17 protein-coding genes and 2 pseudogenes are annotated in these 15674 nt (G+C 42.5%); 8 read left to right on the top strand and 11 right to left on the bottom strand.

Annotation, left to right across the window (positions count from 1 at the left end):
• Positions 1-100: 100 nt before the first annotated feature.
• A complete protein-coding gene (locus tag PLE7327_RS04790) occupies positions 101-619 on the bottom strand; it encodes a DUF5132 domain-containing protein (RefSeq protein ID WP_015142734.1) in 519 nt (172 codons plus the stop codon).
• Between the two features lie 377 nt (positions 620-996).
• Here PLE7327_RS04790 and PLE7327_RS04785 point away from each other — a divergent pair, with 377 nt between their 5' ends.
• Positions 997-1662, top strand: coding sequence for an EcsC family protein (locus tag PLE7327_RS04785; protein WP_015142733.1), 666 nt, complete (start codon positions 997-999; stop codon positions 1660-1662).
• A 362-nt stretch (positions 1663-2024) separates the two neighbouring features.
• Here the strand turns inward: PLE7327_RS04785 and PLE7327_RS04780 are convergent, their stop codons facing one another.
• Positions 2025-2831, bottom strand: coding sequence for a hypothetical protein (locus PLE7327_RS04780; RefSeq protein ID WP_015142731.1), 807 nt, complete (start codon positions 2829-2831; stop codon positions 2025-2027).
• Between the two features lie 85 nt (positions 2832-2916).
• Between PLE7327_RS04780 and murG the strand changes: the two genes are divergently transcribed.
• Complete coding sequence (gene murG, locus PLE7327_RS04775; protein WP_015142730.1) at positions 2917-3972, top strand: undecaprenyldiphospho-muramoylpentapeptide beta-N-acetylglucosaminyltransferase; 1056 nt, start codon at positions 2917-2919, stop codon at positions 3970-3972.
• 27 nt (positions 3973-3999) lie between these two features.
• On the opposite strand, the gene PLE7327_RS04770 is transcribed toward murG, so the two are convergent.
• Together PLE7327_RS04770 and PLE7327_RS25625 are read right to left on the bottom strand one after the other, a co-directional pair.
• Positions 4000-4677, bottom strand: coding sequence for an acetoacetate decarboxylase family protein (locus PLE7327_RS04770; protein WP_015142729.1), 678 nt, complete (start codon positions 4675-4677; stop codon positions 4000-4002).
• Between the two features lie 266 nt (positions 4678-4943).
• Positions 4944-5281 (bottom strand): annotated as a pseudogene (locus PLE7327_RS25625) (cytochrome P450); the annotation flags it as partial.
• Between the two features lie 164 nt (positions 5282-5445).
• On the opposite strand from PLE7327_RS25625, the gene PLE7327_RS04760 reads away from it, so the two are divergent.
• Entirely contained in the window at positions 5446-6051 is a 606-nt protein-coding gene (locus PLE7327_RS04760; RefSeq protein ID WP_015142728.1) for a Uma2 family endonuclease, read from the top strand.
• A 66-nt stretch (positions 6052-6117) separates the two neighbouring features.
• Here PLE7327_RS04760 and PLE7327_RS04755 read toward each other — a convergent pair whose 3' ends face one another.
• Positions 6118-6675 (bottom strand): Rieske 2Fe-2S domain-containing protein, encoded by a 558-nt coding sequence (locus PLE7327_RS04755; RefSeq protein ID WP_015142727.1) that lies wholly within the window; start codon positions 6673-6675, stop codon positions 6118-6120.
• 319 nt (positions 6676-6994) lie between these two features.
• Between PLE7327_RS04755 and PLE7327_RS04750 the strand changes: the two genes are divergently transcribed.
• The gene (locus PLE7327_RS04750) at positions 6995-9217 is read left to right on the top strand and encodes an FdhF/YdeP family oxidoreductase (RefSeq protein WP_015142726.1); all 2223 of its coding nucleotides are present in this window, start codon (positions 6995-6997) and stop codon (positions 9215-9217) included.
• A gap of 55 nt (positions 9218-9272) precedes the next feature.
• A pseudogene (locus tag PLE7327_RS26370) lies at positions 9273-9649 on the top strand (GxxExxY protein).
• A gap of 54 nt (positions 9650-9703) precedes the next feature.
• On the opposite strand, the gene PLE7327_RS04740 reads toward PLE7327_RS26370, so the two are convergent.
• The 4 genes from PLE7327_RS04740 to PLE7327_RS04725 are packed head-to-tail and all read right to left on the bottom strand — an operon-like array spanning position 9704 to position 12173.
• The gene (locus tag PLE7327_RS04740) at positions 9704-10168 is read right to left on the bottom strand and encodes a hypothetical protein (RefSeq protein WP_015142725.1); all 465 of its coding nucleotides are present in this window, start codon (positions 10166-10168) and stop codon (positions 9704-9706) included.
• Positions 10165-11244, bottom strand: a complete 1080-nt coding sequence (locus PLE7327_RS04735) for a kinase (RefSeq protein ID WP_015142724.1) — start codon at positions 11242-11244, stop codon at positions 10165-10167. Before PLE7327_RS04735 ends, PLE7327_RS04740 begins: the two co-directional genes overlap by 4 nt.
• 3 nt (positions 11245-11247) lie before the next feature.
• Complete coding sequence (locus PLE7327_RS04730; RefSeq protein WP_015142723.1) at positions 11248-11571, bottom strand: DUF565 domain-containing protein; 324 nt, start codon at positions 11569-11571, stop codon at positions 11248-11250.
• Positions 11572-11603: 32 nt separating this feature from the next.
• Positions 11604-12173, bottom strand: coding sequence for a DUF3611 family protein (locus tag PLE7327_RS04725; protein ID WP_041392797.1), 570 nt, complete (start codon positions 12171-12173; stop codon positions 11604-11606).
• Between the two features lie 232 nt (positions 12174-12405).
• Between PLE7327_RS04725 and PLE7327_RS04720 the strand changes: the two genes are divergently transcribed.
• The 3 genes from PLE7327_RS04720 (at position 12406) to PLE7327_RS04710 (ending at position 14105) form a co-directional block, all read left to right on the top strand.
• Positions 12406-12630, top strand: a complete 225-nt coding sequence (locus tag PLE7327_RS04720; RefSeq protein WP_015142721.1) for a ferredoxin family protein — start codon at positions 12406-12408, stop codon at positions 12628-12630.
• Positions 12631-12721: 91 nt separating this feature from the next.
• A complete protein-coding gene (locus tag PLE7327_RS04715; RefSeq protein WP_015142720.1) occupies positions 12722-13471 on the top strand; it encodes an ABC transporter ATP-binding protein in 750 nt (249 codons plus the stop codon).
• A gap of 115 nt (positions 13472-13586) precedes the next feature.
• Positions 13587-14105 (top strand): hypothetical protein, encoded by a 519-nt coding sequence (locus tag PLE7327_RS04710; protein WP_015142719.1) that lies wholly within the window; start codon positions 13587-13589, stop codon positions 14103-14105.
• Between the two features lie 53 nt (positions 14106-14158).
• On the opposite strand, the gene PLE7327_RS04705 is transcribed toward PLE7327_RS04710, so the two are convergent.
• Both PLE7327_RS04705 and PLE7327_RS04700 read right to left on the bottom strand, forming a co-directional pair.
• Positions 14159-14608: an HD domain-containing protein gene (locus tag PLE7327_RS04705; RefSeq protein WP_254658164.1), complete on the bottom strand. Its 450-nt coding sequence runs from the start codon at positions 14606-14608 to the stop codon at positions 14159-14161.
• A 227-nt stretch (positions 14609-14835) separates the two neighbouring features.
• Positions 14836-15648 (bottom strand): creatininase family protein, encoded by an 813-nt coding sequence (locus tag PLE7327_RS04700; RefSeq protein ID WP_015142718.1) that lies wholly within the window; start codon positions 15646-15648, stop codon positions 14836-14838.
• Between the last annotated feature and the right edge of the window lie 26 nt (positions 15649-15674).

Genomic DNA, 15674 nt, shown 5'->3' with positions numbered 1-15674 from the left:
AGAATTTTTAGCCCCTGACAAAAGATGTCCGACAGTTAATTAATACGTCCCCGTTCCGACACCAATTTAGACATTTAAATTTGTGTTGGAATAGAATACGTCACGAACTCGATTCGCTACTATCATTGAGTTTGGCAAAGGAATCGAACGCATACCAAGCCAACGTATACCAGGGAATTTCGTCAAGTTGCAATCCCTTAATGAGTAATTGTCGGATGGCAAGCGAACCCAATCCCAACGGTACTATCAAACGCCAATCTACCAAACCATTGGTCAATCGTCTCATCTCTAAATTTGCTTCAGAGAGCGCATGCATTAATTCTCCACCGATATCGAATTGTTTGCTTGGGACATAACTTTGAGAGTTAGATTGCGCCTGTTTTTGAGCAATTAATTCGCTATTGACTTCTGCTGCTAAATTTTCAATCGTCTCTGTTGTTTCTGCCAAAGCTTCTTTGCATCTTTCAGCCAGGGTGATTCCTTCTTTAATAGCCGATTGGACTCCAGGCTGTTTTACAGCCGATGCAACAGTAAGAATGACAGGCGCAACCAAGAGTGCGGTCATCCCATCGATAATTTCGGGAACTCTCAATTCTTCCCAGTCAAACCTAGATGCCATTGAAAAATCTCCTGTGCAAGCAGACGACTATATAAAAGCATAATTAGATTGGATATTAGCTTAGATCGCTCTTAAGTCGTAGATACAAATTTATTTATAGCAAGAAAAGGAAGATTTTGTGGAGACTGGTTAATTTTCTAGTTTGGCGATCGCGCTCTAGAATAAAGAACTATTAAAATAGTTTTAAGAAAAATTCGCTGCTTGAAACTTAACCTTGAATTAACCTCATTGGTTTGCCGACCAACCTAAGATCGAGATAACTCCTTTACTTTCTAGAAAAGTTAACATCGATCGACTCAAGCATAACAATAATTAATTTAACCGCATACAAATAAAGTGTTTGATATGGATCGGATTTAGGCTAAAGGAAATCGATAATGCACGTTACAAATTTCGAGCAATCGTTTGAAAATATTGTTGATTGGATCTTGGCTGTCGATCTTCAAGAATCAACACAGTATGTAGAAAAAATTCGTTCGGTGCATTCTTCACTGAGTCAGCGAGATCTTGCCCAAAAGATCGTTGACGAACAATCCATTACTAATGGATTATTCGGAGCTTTAACCGGATTGGGAAGCGCAATTAGCCTACCTATAATGATTCCGATCGATATCATTAAAGCTTGGAAAATTCAGGGTTTTATGATTCGCTCTATTGCCCAGGTTTATGGCTATACTCCGCAAAATACCGATCTCAAAACTGCCATCTTACTGTTAGTTTCTAGTGGCTCGATCGAGGAGTTGAAACAATTTCTTAGACAGGAGGCTGCAATTGTAGTCAGCGAACACACCCTTAGTGCCTTCGACCATCTGAAAAAAACAGCGATTCAAAGAGCAGTAAAAGAAGGCTCTAAATTTGCTACGAAAGCACTGGCTGAAGCCTTGTCCCAGGTAATTGGGAAAAAGATCGCCAAAAAAGTGCTGCAAAAGTCTCTTGGCGTTATTGCTGCTCCGGCATTCGGAGCCGTAATTGGCGGCGGTCTTGACTGGATGACCACTCAAGCCGTAGGCAAGGTGGCAATCGACTATTTTGAAAATTTATAGTTAATTAACCTTAACTAGCGCTGTGTCAAGTTGATGGGGATGGATAGTTGTCCTTTGTCATTAGTCATTGGTCATTTGTTAGTGGTTAGTGGTTATTCGTTAATTGTCTCCCCGTTCCCTTGTCTCGGAGTCCCCCCTGTCCCCTTGTCTCCCCACCCTCCCCACTCTCCCTCTTTCCCCATCAATTGAAAATCGACCAACTACTAGCCTCCTTTTGCAAAAGCAAGCATTACCAGGATAGATAGTAAAATTCCGGGACTTAAGAGTAGCACTAGGGTCAATAGATCGTTAGCAGTCATAAGTCATTCGGGAGTGTAACTGGTAAATTCTAACGTTTAGTTGCGATCGCTTGTCGCCAAATCTTATGATTCTACCTTGATTCTTTGCGTTACCATCGTCATGCCATCGCTGCGCACCAAAATAGCGGAAAGCCAGCGATGGCCTGCTTGGTCGGGAGCTTTAGCTCGCTTAAAAAGTCCGCCAGCCGACAGCAATTCTAACTCAACTGCACCTGGAGTAAGATAGCGCTTGCTATCGACTGGCTCGTCTATTGCCGTTCCTGCCAACAAGTCATTTTCCAATGGTTCTTGTACGATTGCATCAAATTCAAATTCCTGACCGACTTTTAAGGTTTCTGGCAAAACAATTGTGACTTTGGGGGGAGTGGTGCCAGAAGTAACTTCCGTTTTTTCTGTCAAGATTTCCTGACGAACGAGCTTTTGGTCGCGAAAATACTGACGAGATTGGATAGTTGACTGAAGTTGAATCGTTCTTCCTTTCTGCTCGCTAGTTCCCGTAACCGTGGTAAGCGTTTGTGCCATTAACCCTTCCTTGGTATTTTCCCAAGACTGGAGTTCTGTCTTGTATTGTACGTTGTTGAAGCGTTTCCAAAAGCGATCGAGAGATTGTTGTAGAGAGGTATAATTCAACCCATCCGAGTTCTTGAAATCAGGACTGTAAAATTCCATCACCTGTTTGAGATCTTTCTGATTGGCAGCAGCTTCTATCTGTGCCATCGACATTTTCAACTCAGGTGGCGCAGTTTCCCGACTTTCTGCCCAACCAGCCATTCCGCTGCCAATCGTCAAGCCAAGACCCAGCAGAAAAGAAATCGACCAGCGAGACTGTTTGGAACAAAAGGGAAAACCGAACATTTTACAATTGCGCATCAGTGATAGGTTGAATAATTGTTAGTAACTCTTATTTATTGTAAGTCTTAAACTTTCACCAATAACAGTTGTGACTCAAACACCAATGCGATTATTAATTGCAGCAAGCGGTACTGGCGGACATCTATTTCCTGCCCTAGCGGTGGCAGAGCAACTTAAAGAATACAAGATTGAGTGGTTGGGCGTTCCTAACCGTCTCGAAAAAACTCTAGTCCCCTCTGACTATACTCTACATACCATTCCTGTCGAAGGGTTTCAAACCCGCTTGGGCATCAAGACGCTTCAGGTAGGGCTGCGTCTTGTCTCTTCTATTGTGCAGGTACGACAGCTAATTAAAAAGCACCAAATCGAGCTTATCTTTACAACGGGAGGCTATATCGCCGCTCCTGCCATAGTAGCTGCTCGCTTGCAAGGAATCCCCGTCATTCTCCACGAATCCAATTTTCTCCCCGGCAAGGTGACCCGTTGGTTCAGTCATTGGTGCAGCACTGTCGCGCTTGGTTTTGAAGGATCGTCTCAATATCTTCCCGGTGCCCAAACTTGCTGGGTTAGTACGCCTGTCCGCTCTCAGTTTCTCGCGCCACAACCTTTGGATTTACCCATTCCTGACGATGCCCCTTTAATCGTTGTCGTCGGCGGTTCTCAAGGAGCCGTTGCAGTCAATCAAATGGTGCGTCGGTGCGTCCCAGCTTGGTTACAAGAGGGAGCCGTTATCGTCCATTTGACGGGAGAGAAAGATCCAGAAGCAGAAATCCTCAAACATCCCCGCTATTTTTCTTTGCCTTTCTATCAAAATATGGCTGGGTTGTTACAGAGAGCTAATTTGGCAATTAGCCGTGCGGGTGCAGGAACGCTAACGGAATTAGCCGTTACAAAAACGCCTGCAATTTTAATTCCCTATCCCTACGCGGCAGAGGACCATCAAGCCTATAATGCTAAGGTATTTGCCGATGCAGGGGCGGCATTTATGTACCGTCAAGGGGAATTAACTGCCGAGCTTTTGGAAAAGCAGGTTTTAGACTTGTTAAAATCGCCTGAAAAACTGCAACAAATGTCAGAAAAAATAGCAAATCTGACATTACTCGATAGTGCAGAACGACTAGCTAATTTAGTGCGTCAAACCGTTGGAGAAAAGCGATAATGAAATAAATTTCTTAGCGAAATCGAGTCAGAATGAAACTCCCCTAGGATTTTCTTGAAAAAATTTGGTTCCTACAACTTTGGGTATGCCTGCAACTAACTCTAAATTTTGGCAATTGAGTATCAACCAAGGTTGACCTAAATTTAATCGAGCAAAAGAACTTTCTTGAGGAATTTCCAGATTGCCGCTTACTATTCCAAGTTGCGATTTCAATTCACTTTTGAATAAAAGTAATTCCGACTCCAAGCCACCAAACACATTGCCACTAAAAGGTTGTTGCCACCAAGTCGCAAAACTAAACCATTCTTTTTTGTAGCGAACTCGGCACAATTGTCGCTCTTGTTGACGAACGCTGACGCTATCTTTTTCCCATGTAAATTCTGCCATTTCTTTGGGCAGTCCCCAAATTTCTCGACCCCCAGCAACGGAGTCCTCATTATCGACGTAAATATGAGAAATCCACGCGCCGATTTTTCCTTGATAGCGTACTAAAGCTGCAACAACAATTAATTCATTGTATTCTAGGATCGAACCGGATTCGTAAGTAGAGATGTATGTGCCTCCTAATGTTTTTCCAGGGAAGAGGGAGACAATTTCTAATTCTGGAGGCACAAAAGGACGCGAATTTTCAATATTAACTAAGTTCAAGATTTGGATAGCGCGTCCTTGAAGATACCAGGGAACAGGAGGATATTTAACGGTCATCAGCTATCAGTTTTTAGTTATCAGTAGGAGGAAAGCATGCCTTACAGGTTGTCCCAAAAGTATAGAATGTCATCTAACACCCCCAGGAGACTCCCGCCACAACGAAGGAGAGGCGGTGAGAGGAATGGGGACGAGCGAGGAGATTCACCCCTGAGCCGAATTGTTGGCTTCGCAACAACAGGCGACGGGGTGAGCGACGAGTGAGTAATTAGGGCAGTTGCGAAAAACCCGTAAGGGAAAGAAACAGAAACCCAAATCGTGAGTTTTTGGAATACTTGGTACATCAACTTACGACGCGAGGTGTGAAAGCTTCCCGTATTCGTGGCAAGAGAATTAGAACCTAGAAGAATTTTCGTACTTTTGGGCCAAGTAGCAACAAAATATTTATTCTCTTTAGAAAAGATAAAGCGATTCGCTTCCGCACCACAGATATAAATAGTGGGACGACCAAAAATATTGGTCTTGAAAACTGACCCATACTTTTTTGTCGCTTGTCTGCAAAATTGCGATCGCGCAAAAAACTTATCGTCTCTCCTATGAGCGGCAATCCAAAACTACCAGGCGGTAAAGGCAGAGATGGCTTTTTCTCCAGTGCATTTTGCATAAGAATTTTCTAGATCCGAACCTTACTCGCTTTATATTTTATTAATTTTTCTTTAAAGGGGAGGAATTGTCATCGTTGCGATCGCGTTACACTGTTGAGGTATACGTATACTGTTACTGTATGCCTTACATGTATACAACTACTCAACTTTCTTTTTTTAAACCATGCAAGCTACGCAACAAAAATACTTCTCTGTAGAAGAATATTTGACTCTAGAAGAAGCAGCAGAGTATAAAAGTGAGTATATCGACGGTCAAATAATTCCTGTGGCGGGCGGATCGATAAATCATAATCAGATAGCTCTCAACTTCAGTACTGAGTTAAACTTTGCCTTTAAAAGGCTCGATTATCGAGTTTTTATGGGTGATGTACGCCTGTGGATACCTCAGAAACGCATCTTTACCTATCCTGATGTAATGGTAGTAACGGGCGAACCAGAATATTTCAACAATCGCACAGATACAATTACTAATCCCTCGGTCATTATAGAAGTACTTTCAAAATCCACCCAAAGCTATGATAAGGGAGAAAAATTTGATGCTTATCGAACGATCGCTACGTTTCAAGAATATATTTTAATCGACCAAAATCGGATCTATATAGAACAGTATTCTAAGACTGCTAAAAAACAGTGGACGTTGTATGAATATGATGAAGAAGATGAGAGGATTTCTCTAAGTTCAGTAGAGTTACAAATTTCTTTGAGAGATATTTATAACAAAATAAAATTTGAAGTAGATGAGAGGTCGAATAGGGAAGCAAGCGATTAAAAATGCGTCGCTTTAACTTTAAAACTTTTACAACTTCTTCAATCAAAAACTCAGTCGATCTTAACGCTAGTTTGAGGAACGAGACCCACGAGGATCGACTCCTGGTTGTCGGTCTACTAAACGAATTTGATTTTGCTTAACCACCACCGTTACCAACGGTAAAGGACGTTTTGCCGGACCCTTTTCCACTCGTCCCATCGCATCGTACTCAGAACCATGACAAGGACAAACAAAACGATTTCGTTCTGACTTCCAGTCCACCGTGCAGCCTAAGTGGGTACAAACAGGACGAATCCCATAGGGAGCAATTTGGTGTTTTTCAGTAATTATGAGATAAGTAGGTTTTGATAAACCTTCTACTTCTACGGGAATTCCTGGCACTGCCTTAGCTAAAAGCGATGGCGGATCGATTGGGTTTCCTTTGCTGTCAATAGCTCTAACACCAGGCAGATAGTTTTTACACCGAGAATTATAAGGGAATAAAGAGCACAGAGTTTCTAACTCTGTTTCTTGACTTTCCGCAAGATTAGGAAAAAGCCATCCAAGTGCTACAGTTCCAGCTGTACCTGCCACCATGTATATGAGAAATTGTCGTCGATTTTTTGGAAAGGTAGAGTTTTTCATTGGATTTTTCAGTCATTACTTAAGTTTGTAACTAATAGAAGTCCGCGTCGAGTCAACAGAAAGTATCTTTATAAAATTTTCAGAATTTTCTATGGTTTGCTTTATCTTAATTTTGCCAAAATGAGCCTGCGAAAGAGGTGTAAAAATTCTTGGTCAACGGCAAGGTAAAGATTTAGAAAGAGTTGTTTTAGCAAGAGCCATCCGTCTACAGTTACAAAATAGAGTATTAGTATACGGCAATCGTACCGTTGTCTTTGGCTCATCTTTGCGTCTTTGCGTGAGATAAAATAATCTCTCTTTTTTACAGGAGCAACTCATCATGTTACGCAAACCCAAAAAAGCTTGGAATCCTTCCATTTGGGCAAGCTGGAAACCATTTGGAATCGGCGAACAATACCCTAACAACTATTGGGAAGTCATTCGGGCAGTCTTAGTCAACTTTGATGAATTGCCCTATGCCTGGGAGATTCTCAATAAAGGTGTTTGCGATGGTTGCTCTTTAGGCACCACGGGCATGAAAGACTGGACAGTCGATGGCATCCATGTCTGCAATGTCAGGTTGCGCCTGTTGCGCCTCAATACTATGCCAGCTTTTGACCATACAATTCTCGAAAATTGCGAACAATTGTACACAAAAAGCGGTGCCGAATTGCGAGATATGGGACGACTTCCCTATCCGATGAGGCGAGATAAAGGGGATAAAGGTTTTCGTCGCATTAGCTGGGATAAAGCATTAGAGATTATTGCCAGTCGCATTCGCGCCACAACACCCGAACGCACTGCCTATTATGTTACTAGCCGAGGTACGGTTAACGAGACTTACTACGCCATCCAGAAGGCAGTTAGGGCAATGGGTAGCAACAATGTTGATAATGCTGCCAGAATTTGCCATTCTCCCAGCACTGGTGCATTGAAAGCAACTCTGGGAGTAGCAGCGACAACTTGCTCTTACAAAGACTGGATAGGCACTGATTTATTAGTCTTTATCGGTTCCAACGTTGCCAACAACCAACCCGTCACGGTGAAATATCTGCACTGGGCAAAAAAAGCAGGTACTCGCATCGTCGTTATCAACACCTACCGCGAACCCGGAATGGAACGTTACTGGGTGCCTTCTATTCCTGAAAGTGCGTTATTTGGCACCAAATTCGCCGAAGATTTCTTTCTAGTGAACGTGGGCGGAGACATACCATTCCTCAATGGTACCATCAAACATATGATGATCAACAATTGGCTCGACAGTCAATTTATTGATAATTACACTAACCATTTTGAGGAATTAAAAGCAACTTTAGACACTCAATCTTGGGAGGAATTAGAGTCACTTTCTGGGGCGTCTCGCGAAGAAATGTATGCCTTTGCCAAAATGGTTGGCGAAGCAAATAAAGCCATCTTTGTGTGGAGTATGGGAATTACCCAACACGAATGCGGCGAAGAGAATGTCAAAGCCATTATTAATTTAGCTCTAACAAAAGGTTTTGTCGGACGAGAAGGCTGCGGTTTAATGCCAATTCGCGGACATTCTGGAGTCCAAGGCGGTGCAGAAATGGGATGTTATTCCACCGTCTTTCCAGGAGGAAGAAAAATTTCTCCGGAAACTGCCAAAGAAATGAGCAAACTTTGGGGGTTTGAAGTCCCTCAGACCAAAGGATTAATCGCCTCAGATATGATAAATGCAGCGGCAGAAAGTAAGTTAGATGTTTTATTCTTAGTTGGCGGTAATTTTTTAGACGTTTTACCAGATCCTAATTATGTCGAATCGGCTTTATTAAACATCCCTCTGCGAGTTCATATGGATATTGTTTGTTCTAAACAAATGCTTTTAGAACCCACAGAGACTGTTATTTTGCTCCCTGCAACAACTCGTTATGAAATCCCAGGCGGCGTAACAGAAACCAGCACCGAAAGACGAGTAATTTTTAGTCCAGAAATCCCCGGACGGAGAATCGGAGAAGCACGTCCGGAATGGGAAGTGTTTATGGAGTTAGCAAGAAGAGTTCGTCCAGAATTAGCCGATAAATTATTTTTTGAGAATCCTGCTGCTATGCGCCAAGAAATTGCTTTAGTTATTCCTCAATATGCAGGGATTCAACATCTTCTAGAAGCCGGCGATCAATTTCAATATGGCGGTTCTCACTTATGCTTCGGATGGAAGTTTCCGACACCAGATGGGAAAGCAAATTTTGCCCCCTTATATCCTCCTAAAAATGAGTTACCAGAAGGCTATTTTTTAGTCACAACTCGCCGAGGCAAGCAATTTAATAGCATGGTGCAAGAACACAAGGATCGAATTACTGGTGCAGTACGAGAAGCGGTGTTAATGAGTTCGGTTGATGCAGAGAAATTCGGGTTAAAAAATGGAGATGTCGTGGTGTTGAAAAATGATTTAGGGGAGTATAAAGGATGCGTTTATACGGCACCAGTTAAACCAGGTAATTTACAAGTCCATTGGCCAGAAGGGAATGTGTTGCTAGATAAAAGTAAAAGATCTCAGGAAGGGGTGCCGGATTATAATGCTCTGGTTAGGTTAGAGAAGGTGTAATAAAATCTCACGCAAAAGCACAAAGGCGCAAAGAAAGGAACGCAAAGGAGGTTCGGTGAGAGAGAATGAGATTGCTAAGGAGATTGTGGATGCAGCTTATAAGATTCATATGCGGTTGGGACCGGGGTTGTTGGAGTCTGTATATGAGGCGGCGATAGTTTATGAGTTGAGGAAGCGAGGGTTAAGGTTTGAGAGACAGAAACCTATTCCGATTGTTTATGAAGGGGTTCACTTGGAGGAAGGGTTTCGGCTGATTTTATTGTAGAAAATATGGTAATTGTCGAACTCAAATCTGTGGAAGCAATTGCACCCATTCATAAAAAACAACTTCTTACCTATATTCGCCTTACCAACAAATGTCTCGGCTTACTCATCAATTTCAAAATAGAACTCATTAAAAACTGCATCACTCGCATTGTCAACAATCTTTAAATTCTTTTGCACCTTTGCGTCTGTGCGCGAGAAAAAATGGTAACATTCAGATTTTTAATTTTGTCTTCCAAGTTTTAGGGGAATGTAAGGTTTAGCTAAAGTCCCCCCATCATAATAAAGTTGATTATCATTAGCTAACCGAAAACGAACTCTAACTGTTCTTCTCTTGTTGGTCTTACTGGTTCCTTTTAAATAAAGTAGATCGTCGTTTAATTCCCATTGACCTTGCCAAATTTCGTCTTGAATGGTTTCTTGATTTTGATAAACTCTATGTCTGGCAAAATAGGTTCCATTAGAGCGAAATTCATATCCATAGTACATGGTAAAATTTTTTTCCTTTCGATAGCCTCGCCATAAACCAACTATGAAGCTTTGTTGTTCTGGTCGAGAAGAGTCTTCTGGTGGTAAATTGTTATGAATGGGTTTTAAATGGTTTTCTGTTTGACTATAAGTTATTGTAGATAGCGTTAATAAAGTTACTGTAGTTGGTAAAGAAAATATAATTAATAATTTATTCATTGTGTGAAAAAAGTGAATTGATTGTCTGGTTTATAGACTTTGCTTGGGCAATGTTCTGCATCAATTTCAATTACCAAATCGACTAGATCTGGATTTTTAGTTAATGGAGTAATGAATAATTCTGGATGAAGCGATCGCCAGAAATATTCGACAAAGCGATCGATTTCCTCATCACTCATTCCCGATTTTCCAGAAGCCATCATTTTCTGTTCTGCTTCCCGTCGCCATTGTTTGCTCAAGCGATAATCGACGGGATAGAGGACGATTAAGCGATCCAATCGTTCCCACAGGGGTAGATAGTCTTTCAAGCGTTCGTTGGTATCTCGTGCAAATTGTTTGTCTTCTGGCGTTAGAATCGGCGGTGGCGGGTTCTCAAAGGCGATCTCATCGACAGGACGCGCACCGACAAACCAGCCTTCAAATAAAACGATATCGACTCGATCGATCGCTTCCGGTTCCGTTCTATCTCCCGCACCATTGCGTGCTGATTTATCGAAACGAGGGACTAAAATAGGAGTATGGCAATGACGAATTCGGTCTAGAAGCTGTATGCCTAATTCGACATCATGAGTTCCTGGCGGGCCTCGCCAAATTAGTCTGGGATCTTGTTGTTGTAGTTTTTGGCGTTCGGCATAGGTTTTATAGAGGTCGTCGATGGATATGCTGATAGTCGCGTAACCGAGATGGCGAAGAATTATGCAACTGACTTCAGCTAGAGTTGTTTTTCCCATTCCCTGTCCGCCTAAAATTCCTTGGACGAGAGGACGTTTTAGCCGGTTTTTCGCTTCGGCAAGTTGCATCGCCAAAGGAAGCCACAACTGCCATAGCATTGATAGGATAGCATGCGATCGCGTCAAACCAAATTTCTGACACAATTGCACTACCTCGTCATAAACTACCAAAAAGAGACGCGATCGCGCCTCAATCTTTCTTAAACCATTCTCTTGAGTAATGTCAAATGCTCTTGCTCGTTGAGAATCAACGAGTTCCTGGACAAGTAATTGTTGCAGTTCTTCTGAAGTGGATCGATTGCCGCTAGTCCAACCTTGTAAAATGGGAATTATAGCTGTATGCATCGACTAAGATCCGAGTTTGAAAGCTTCTAAAAATAGACTATAAATCATGCCAATTTTGAAGAAATTTAAGACTTCTAAAAATAGCGATCGCCGCTCGCGTCTATAAAAAATTCGACTGACAAATTCTACAAACAGAAGTACGAATCCGGCTGCTATGATATCCCACTCAGCCGCTTGTCCGGCAGTCGTAGAAAGTGCCGACCCGGCAAAAAAGCCAAATAGCACGCCAATTAGAATTAGCGAAATGCGCCGCCAGGGATTGCTAAAGAAGCGATCGATCCTTGTGAGTGCTACGTCAGCAAGCGTGTTGAGACGAGTGCGTTGCATAATCGACAGTAACTATTCTCAAAACTCCCGATTCATCTGGTGATGCGGTTGAGTAACCATAAAGAGGTTACAATTCCCACAAAGTAAGCAGTAATAGCAGTAGTATTGGCTTGAATGCTAAACATATCGACGGGGAGAACGAATCGAGCAGATGCTCCTCCAACTCCCAACCCCGGACTTTGTTGTAAAGACTTGACTAAGACGCTGCCGACAACTGCTTGAGTTCCCATAATAGAAAATAACAATCCCAGTATATTAGTAGTTAGTCCGATTCTAATTACCTTGATCGTGTCTGCTTTTTTGGGACGTATTGCTGGATTGGGATTGTTGAGCAATTTGGCGATGTTCGTGTAGCGGAAAGAATAGTAAATGCATACTCCCAAGGTAATTAATCCGCAGATAGCAAAAAAAACGCCAACTCCCGTTCCTTGACTTCTTTCGTCATTGCCCAACAAAGAAGGAACTGCTAAAAGCAAGGCGAGTGTGGATATAACCCCTAAAACGATCTGAACCCAAAAGCAAATCCAGCCTGACCATCTTAAATTTGATGAAACTCGCTGTGCTTCTGGGGGGATAGCAGTAATTTCAGAGTCTTTTCTCATAGGAATTTCGCATTGGAAAAGCAACGAATCTATCGAGCCGATATTGGCTATTCTTTCTTTATTGTCGTATCTTTGAGGTTGACTTGCCATAACATGGCAACCAATCTGAAGTATTGCTTAAAGATCGTTCTAATTTCATCCTATGTTGCTCGTGCTAAATCTGTTAAAGTCCGTCAATCTTGCTAGGCTATAAACAAGTGAGTCATCGCGAAGCTTGAGGAGAGGAAACACTGTGCCACACACTATCGTCACGGAAATCTGCGAAGGCGTTGCCGACTGCGTAGATGCTTGTCCCGTTGCTTGTATTCATCCCGGACCCGGTAAAAATGCTAAAGGGACCGATTGGTACTGGATTGACTTTGCCACTTGCATCGATTGCGGCATTTGCTTGCAAGTCTGTCCGGTTGAGGGTGCAATCGTTCCAGAAGAACGACCCGATTTACAAAAAACACCATAATAGAGAGTTGTTATCCGTTGTTCGTTGTTGGGTAAGAGTTGAATCACCAATAACCGACGATCGATAACCAAGAACTAATAACCAACAACCAATGACTAATTTATTAGAAGTTGAAAATGTTTATGCAGGGTACGTTCAAGATTTAAACATCCTGCAAGGAATTAATTTTCGCATTGCACCTGGAGAATTAGTAGCGGTAATCGGTCCGAACGGTGCGGGTAAATCTACTTTAGCAAAAACCATTTTCGGGCTACTAACTCCCAATCAAGGCAAAATTATTTTTAAAGGCGAAAATATTGTCGGTCTGAGATCCGACCAAATTGTCCGTCGGGGGATGTGTTATGTCCCGCAAATTGCCAATGTCTTTCCCACTCTATCGGTAGAAGAAAATTTAGAGATGGGAGCTTATATTAGTAAGGGATCGTTGCGATCGCAAAAAGATACGATCTATACGATGTTTCCCAAGCTAGCAGAACGGCGAAACCAGCGTGCGGGAACTCTATCTGGAGGCGAACGCCAAATGCTAGCGATGGGACGAGCATTAATGCTCGATCCAGATTTGTTAGTATTAGACGAACCTTCTGCTGCCTTGTCGCCGATGTTAGTCAATAGCGTTTTCGAGCAAATTAAGGCGATCGATCGGGCAGGAAAAGCCATTGTTTTGGTCGAACAAAATGCCAAGAAAGCCCTGCTGATGGCAGATAGAGGATACGTCCTAGAAAGCGGACGCGATCGCTTTGAAGGTTCAGGCGCAGATTTACTAAACGATCCAAAAGTTGGCGAACTGTACCTCGGCGCAGCTTATTATGCTAAGACCAACGACTCGCGATCGCAAAGCTAATTTTATCCTATGACACGCTCGTAGCAATTGTCCGATCGCAGCTCGAAAAATCTCAAAAGCGGTCAAATTCTGTCTATGCTAGAAAGAGAAAAGTTTGCAATGCCCCTTATTGGTTATGCCAACTAAGATTGTCTGGCAACAAGATAGTAGCCAACCCGATAATGCCAATAACTTCACCGCCATCAAACAATGGTGGGCAGCTCTTAATGCCAAAGAAGTTGCTTGGCAGCAGCGATTAATCCCCGAAAGCGGCAATCCCGATGAGATCGACTGGGATTCACAGCGATTTGACGAAAAATTTGCCTTGCAACTCCCCGAAATTCGCGGCATAACTTTATACTGGTACAAACCTGGCTCTGAGGGAACGCGCAATATCACGGCTAAAAAGCTAGAACTCGACACGGCACGCCAGAAGCTTTATATCTACCCCCTATCGCAACCCCAATTGGTCATTCGCGTCGGCAAGCCTGATATTATTTATCAGACGATTGAGTTAAAAGATCCGCTGATTGCAGGCACGTCAGTGGGCGATAATTGCGTGCTTTTGCTGCGAGATTCCCGACAGCAAATAGAAGTCAAATTGACGCTGAGTCGTGCGAGTTTGGGTAAACTGCTGGAGAACTTGCCCGGATAAATTAGAGGATTTCAAGTTGCTTGACGATGCGATCGAGTTCTTCGGTGAGAACGTTAAATCCTCTGTAGCGATCGCTCGCTTTCAATTATAGCCCGATAAAACCAAAGCGTTCCCTCTTTACCTCCTTGAAATCGATTCCAAATCTCTTCTCCATGGCGATGCCAATCGACTAAAATCGATCGCGCATTGTGCAGTTTATCTGCTAAAACAACTCGACGCACTTGAGGCGAAGCATCTCGCAACCGCGCGAACGCAGCTAATTTTCGTTCTTTCCAAGGCGGTTTGGGAATCGTATCCGATTCGGTACCTGCCTCGACAATACTGGCAACACTTTCGCCAAATTTTTGATAAATTTCTTGACGGATCTTATCGCTGCCTTGGTTTTCTATGGCATCGTGTAGAAGGGCTGCGATCGCTTCGTCTTTATTGCCGCCATCTTCTAATACCAAAGCAGCGACGCTTAAAAGATGACTGATATAGGGTACGCCGCTTGCTTTTCTGATTTGACCAGCGTGGGGTTGCGTGGCGTAAATTAAAGCTTCTTCAAAACGACTGGTTAGTTTTGCAGGGTTATTTCATTCTGATTGCAGTTAACCAAGAAATGATTTTCTTGGCTCAAAATTTAAGTCTGTCTTATAGGAGGACTTAAGATATTAGACAGAGAATTTATTCTCTGGCTTTCGAGAATGAAATAGCCCTGTTAATTTTGTCGGTAATTCTGAATGCGATGTCATATTTTATTAGCGTTTGGCTGACGAAATTTGTAGATATCTTTTATGACTCGTACCCAACCATCGGCAACAGATTCTAGCAAGCGATCGCCTTTTTCTTTTGTTGCCGCCGTAGCATCTCCCATAACTCCACTTTGAGTCAATTCACTCGTCAACCAAGCAAAAGGAAGTTGTCCTTCCATACTTAATAAACTATCTTCCGGTAAATCGCGGGGATATTCTGTTATTGCCTTTTCCATTTTTACTTGTTCTGGCAAAAGAGAGAGCAGGATACTGGTTTCTGCATCGCCAGCGTGAATGCCATATTCGAGTTCTTTTTCTGTCAATAATTCATGGGCAATATTCGGAACTCGCCAAGTAAATAAAGGAAATACCAAAAAATCCCCATATTTTTGATGAATATCCCTAGCAGCTATTTCCATGACCTGCGGTTGTCCGCCGTGGGAATTCATCAATACCAGTTTGCGAAATCCTGACCTATAGAGGCTATCGGCTATTTCTATTAAGACTAATAATAAGGTTTGAGCGCTAAGCGTAATCGTTCCGGGAAAATGCCAATGTTCGTTAGATTTTCCGTAATAAAGACAAGGCAAACTATAGGCAGGAATACAATCTTCTAGCTTTTCTAAAGCTTTTCCTAAAACTCCCATTCCAATTGCTGAATCCACAACAATTGGTAAATGAGGTCCGTGTTGTTCGATCGCGCCGACAGGTTGAATCATGACAACATTTTCTTTATCTGACATTAACTGAATTTCAGTCCAAGTGAGATAGGGAAAATAACGTTTTTGCGGAATAAAACCATGCATCATTTTTATTTTGGATTTTGGATTACTAT

The organism is Pleurocapsa sp. PCC 7327 (assembly GCF_000317025.1).
GTDB lineage: Bacteria > Cyanobacteriota > Cyanobacteriia > Cyanobacteriales > Microcystaceae > Hydrococcus.
This window is presented reverse-complemented; position numbering and strand designations above follow the sequence as displayed.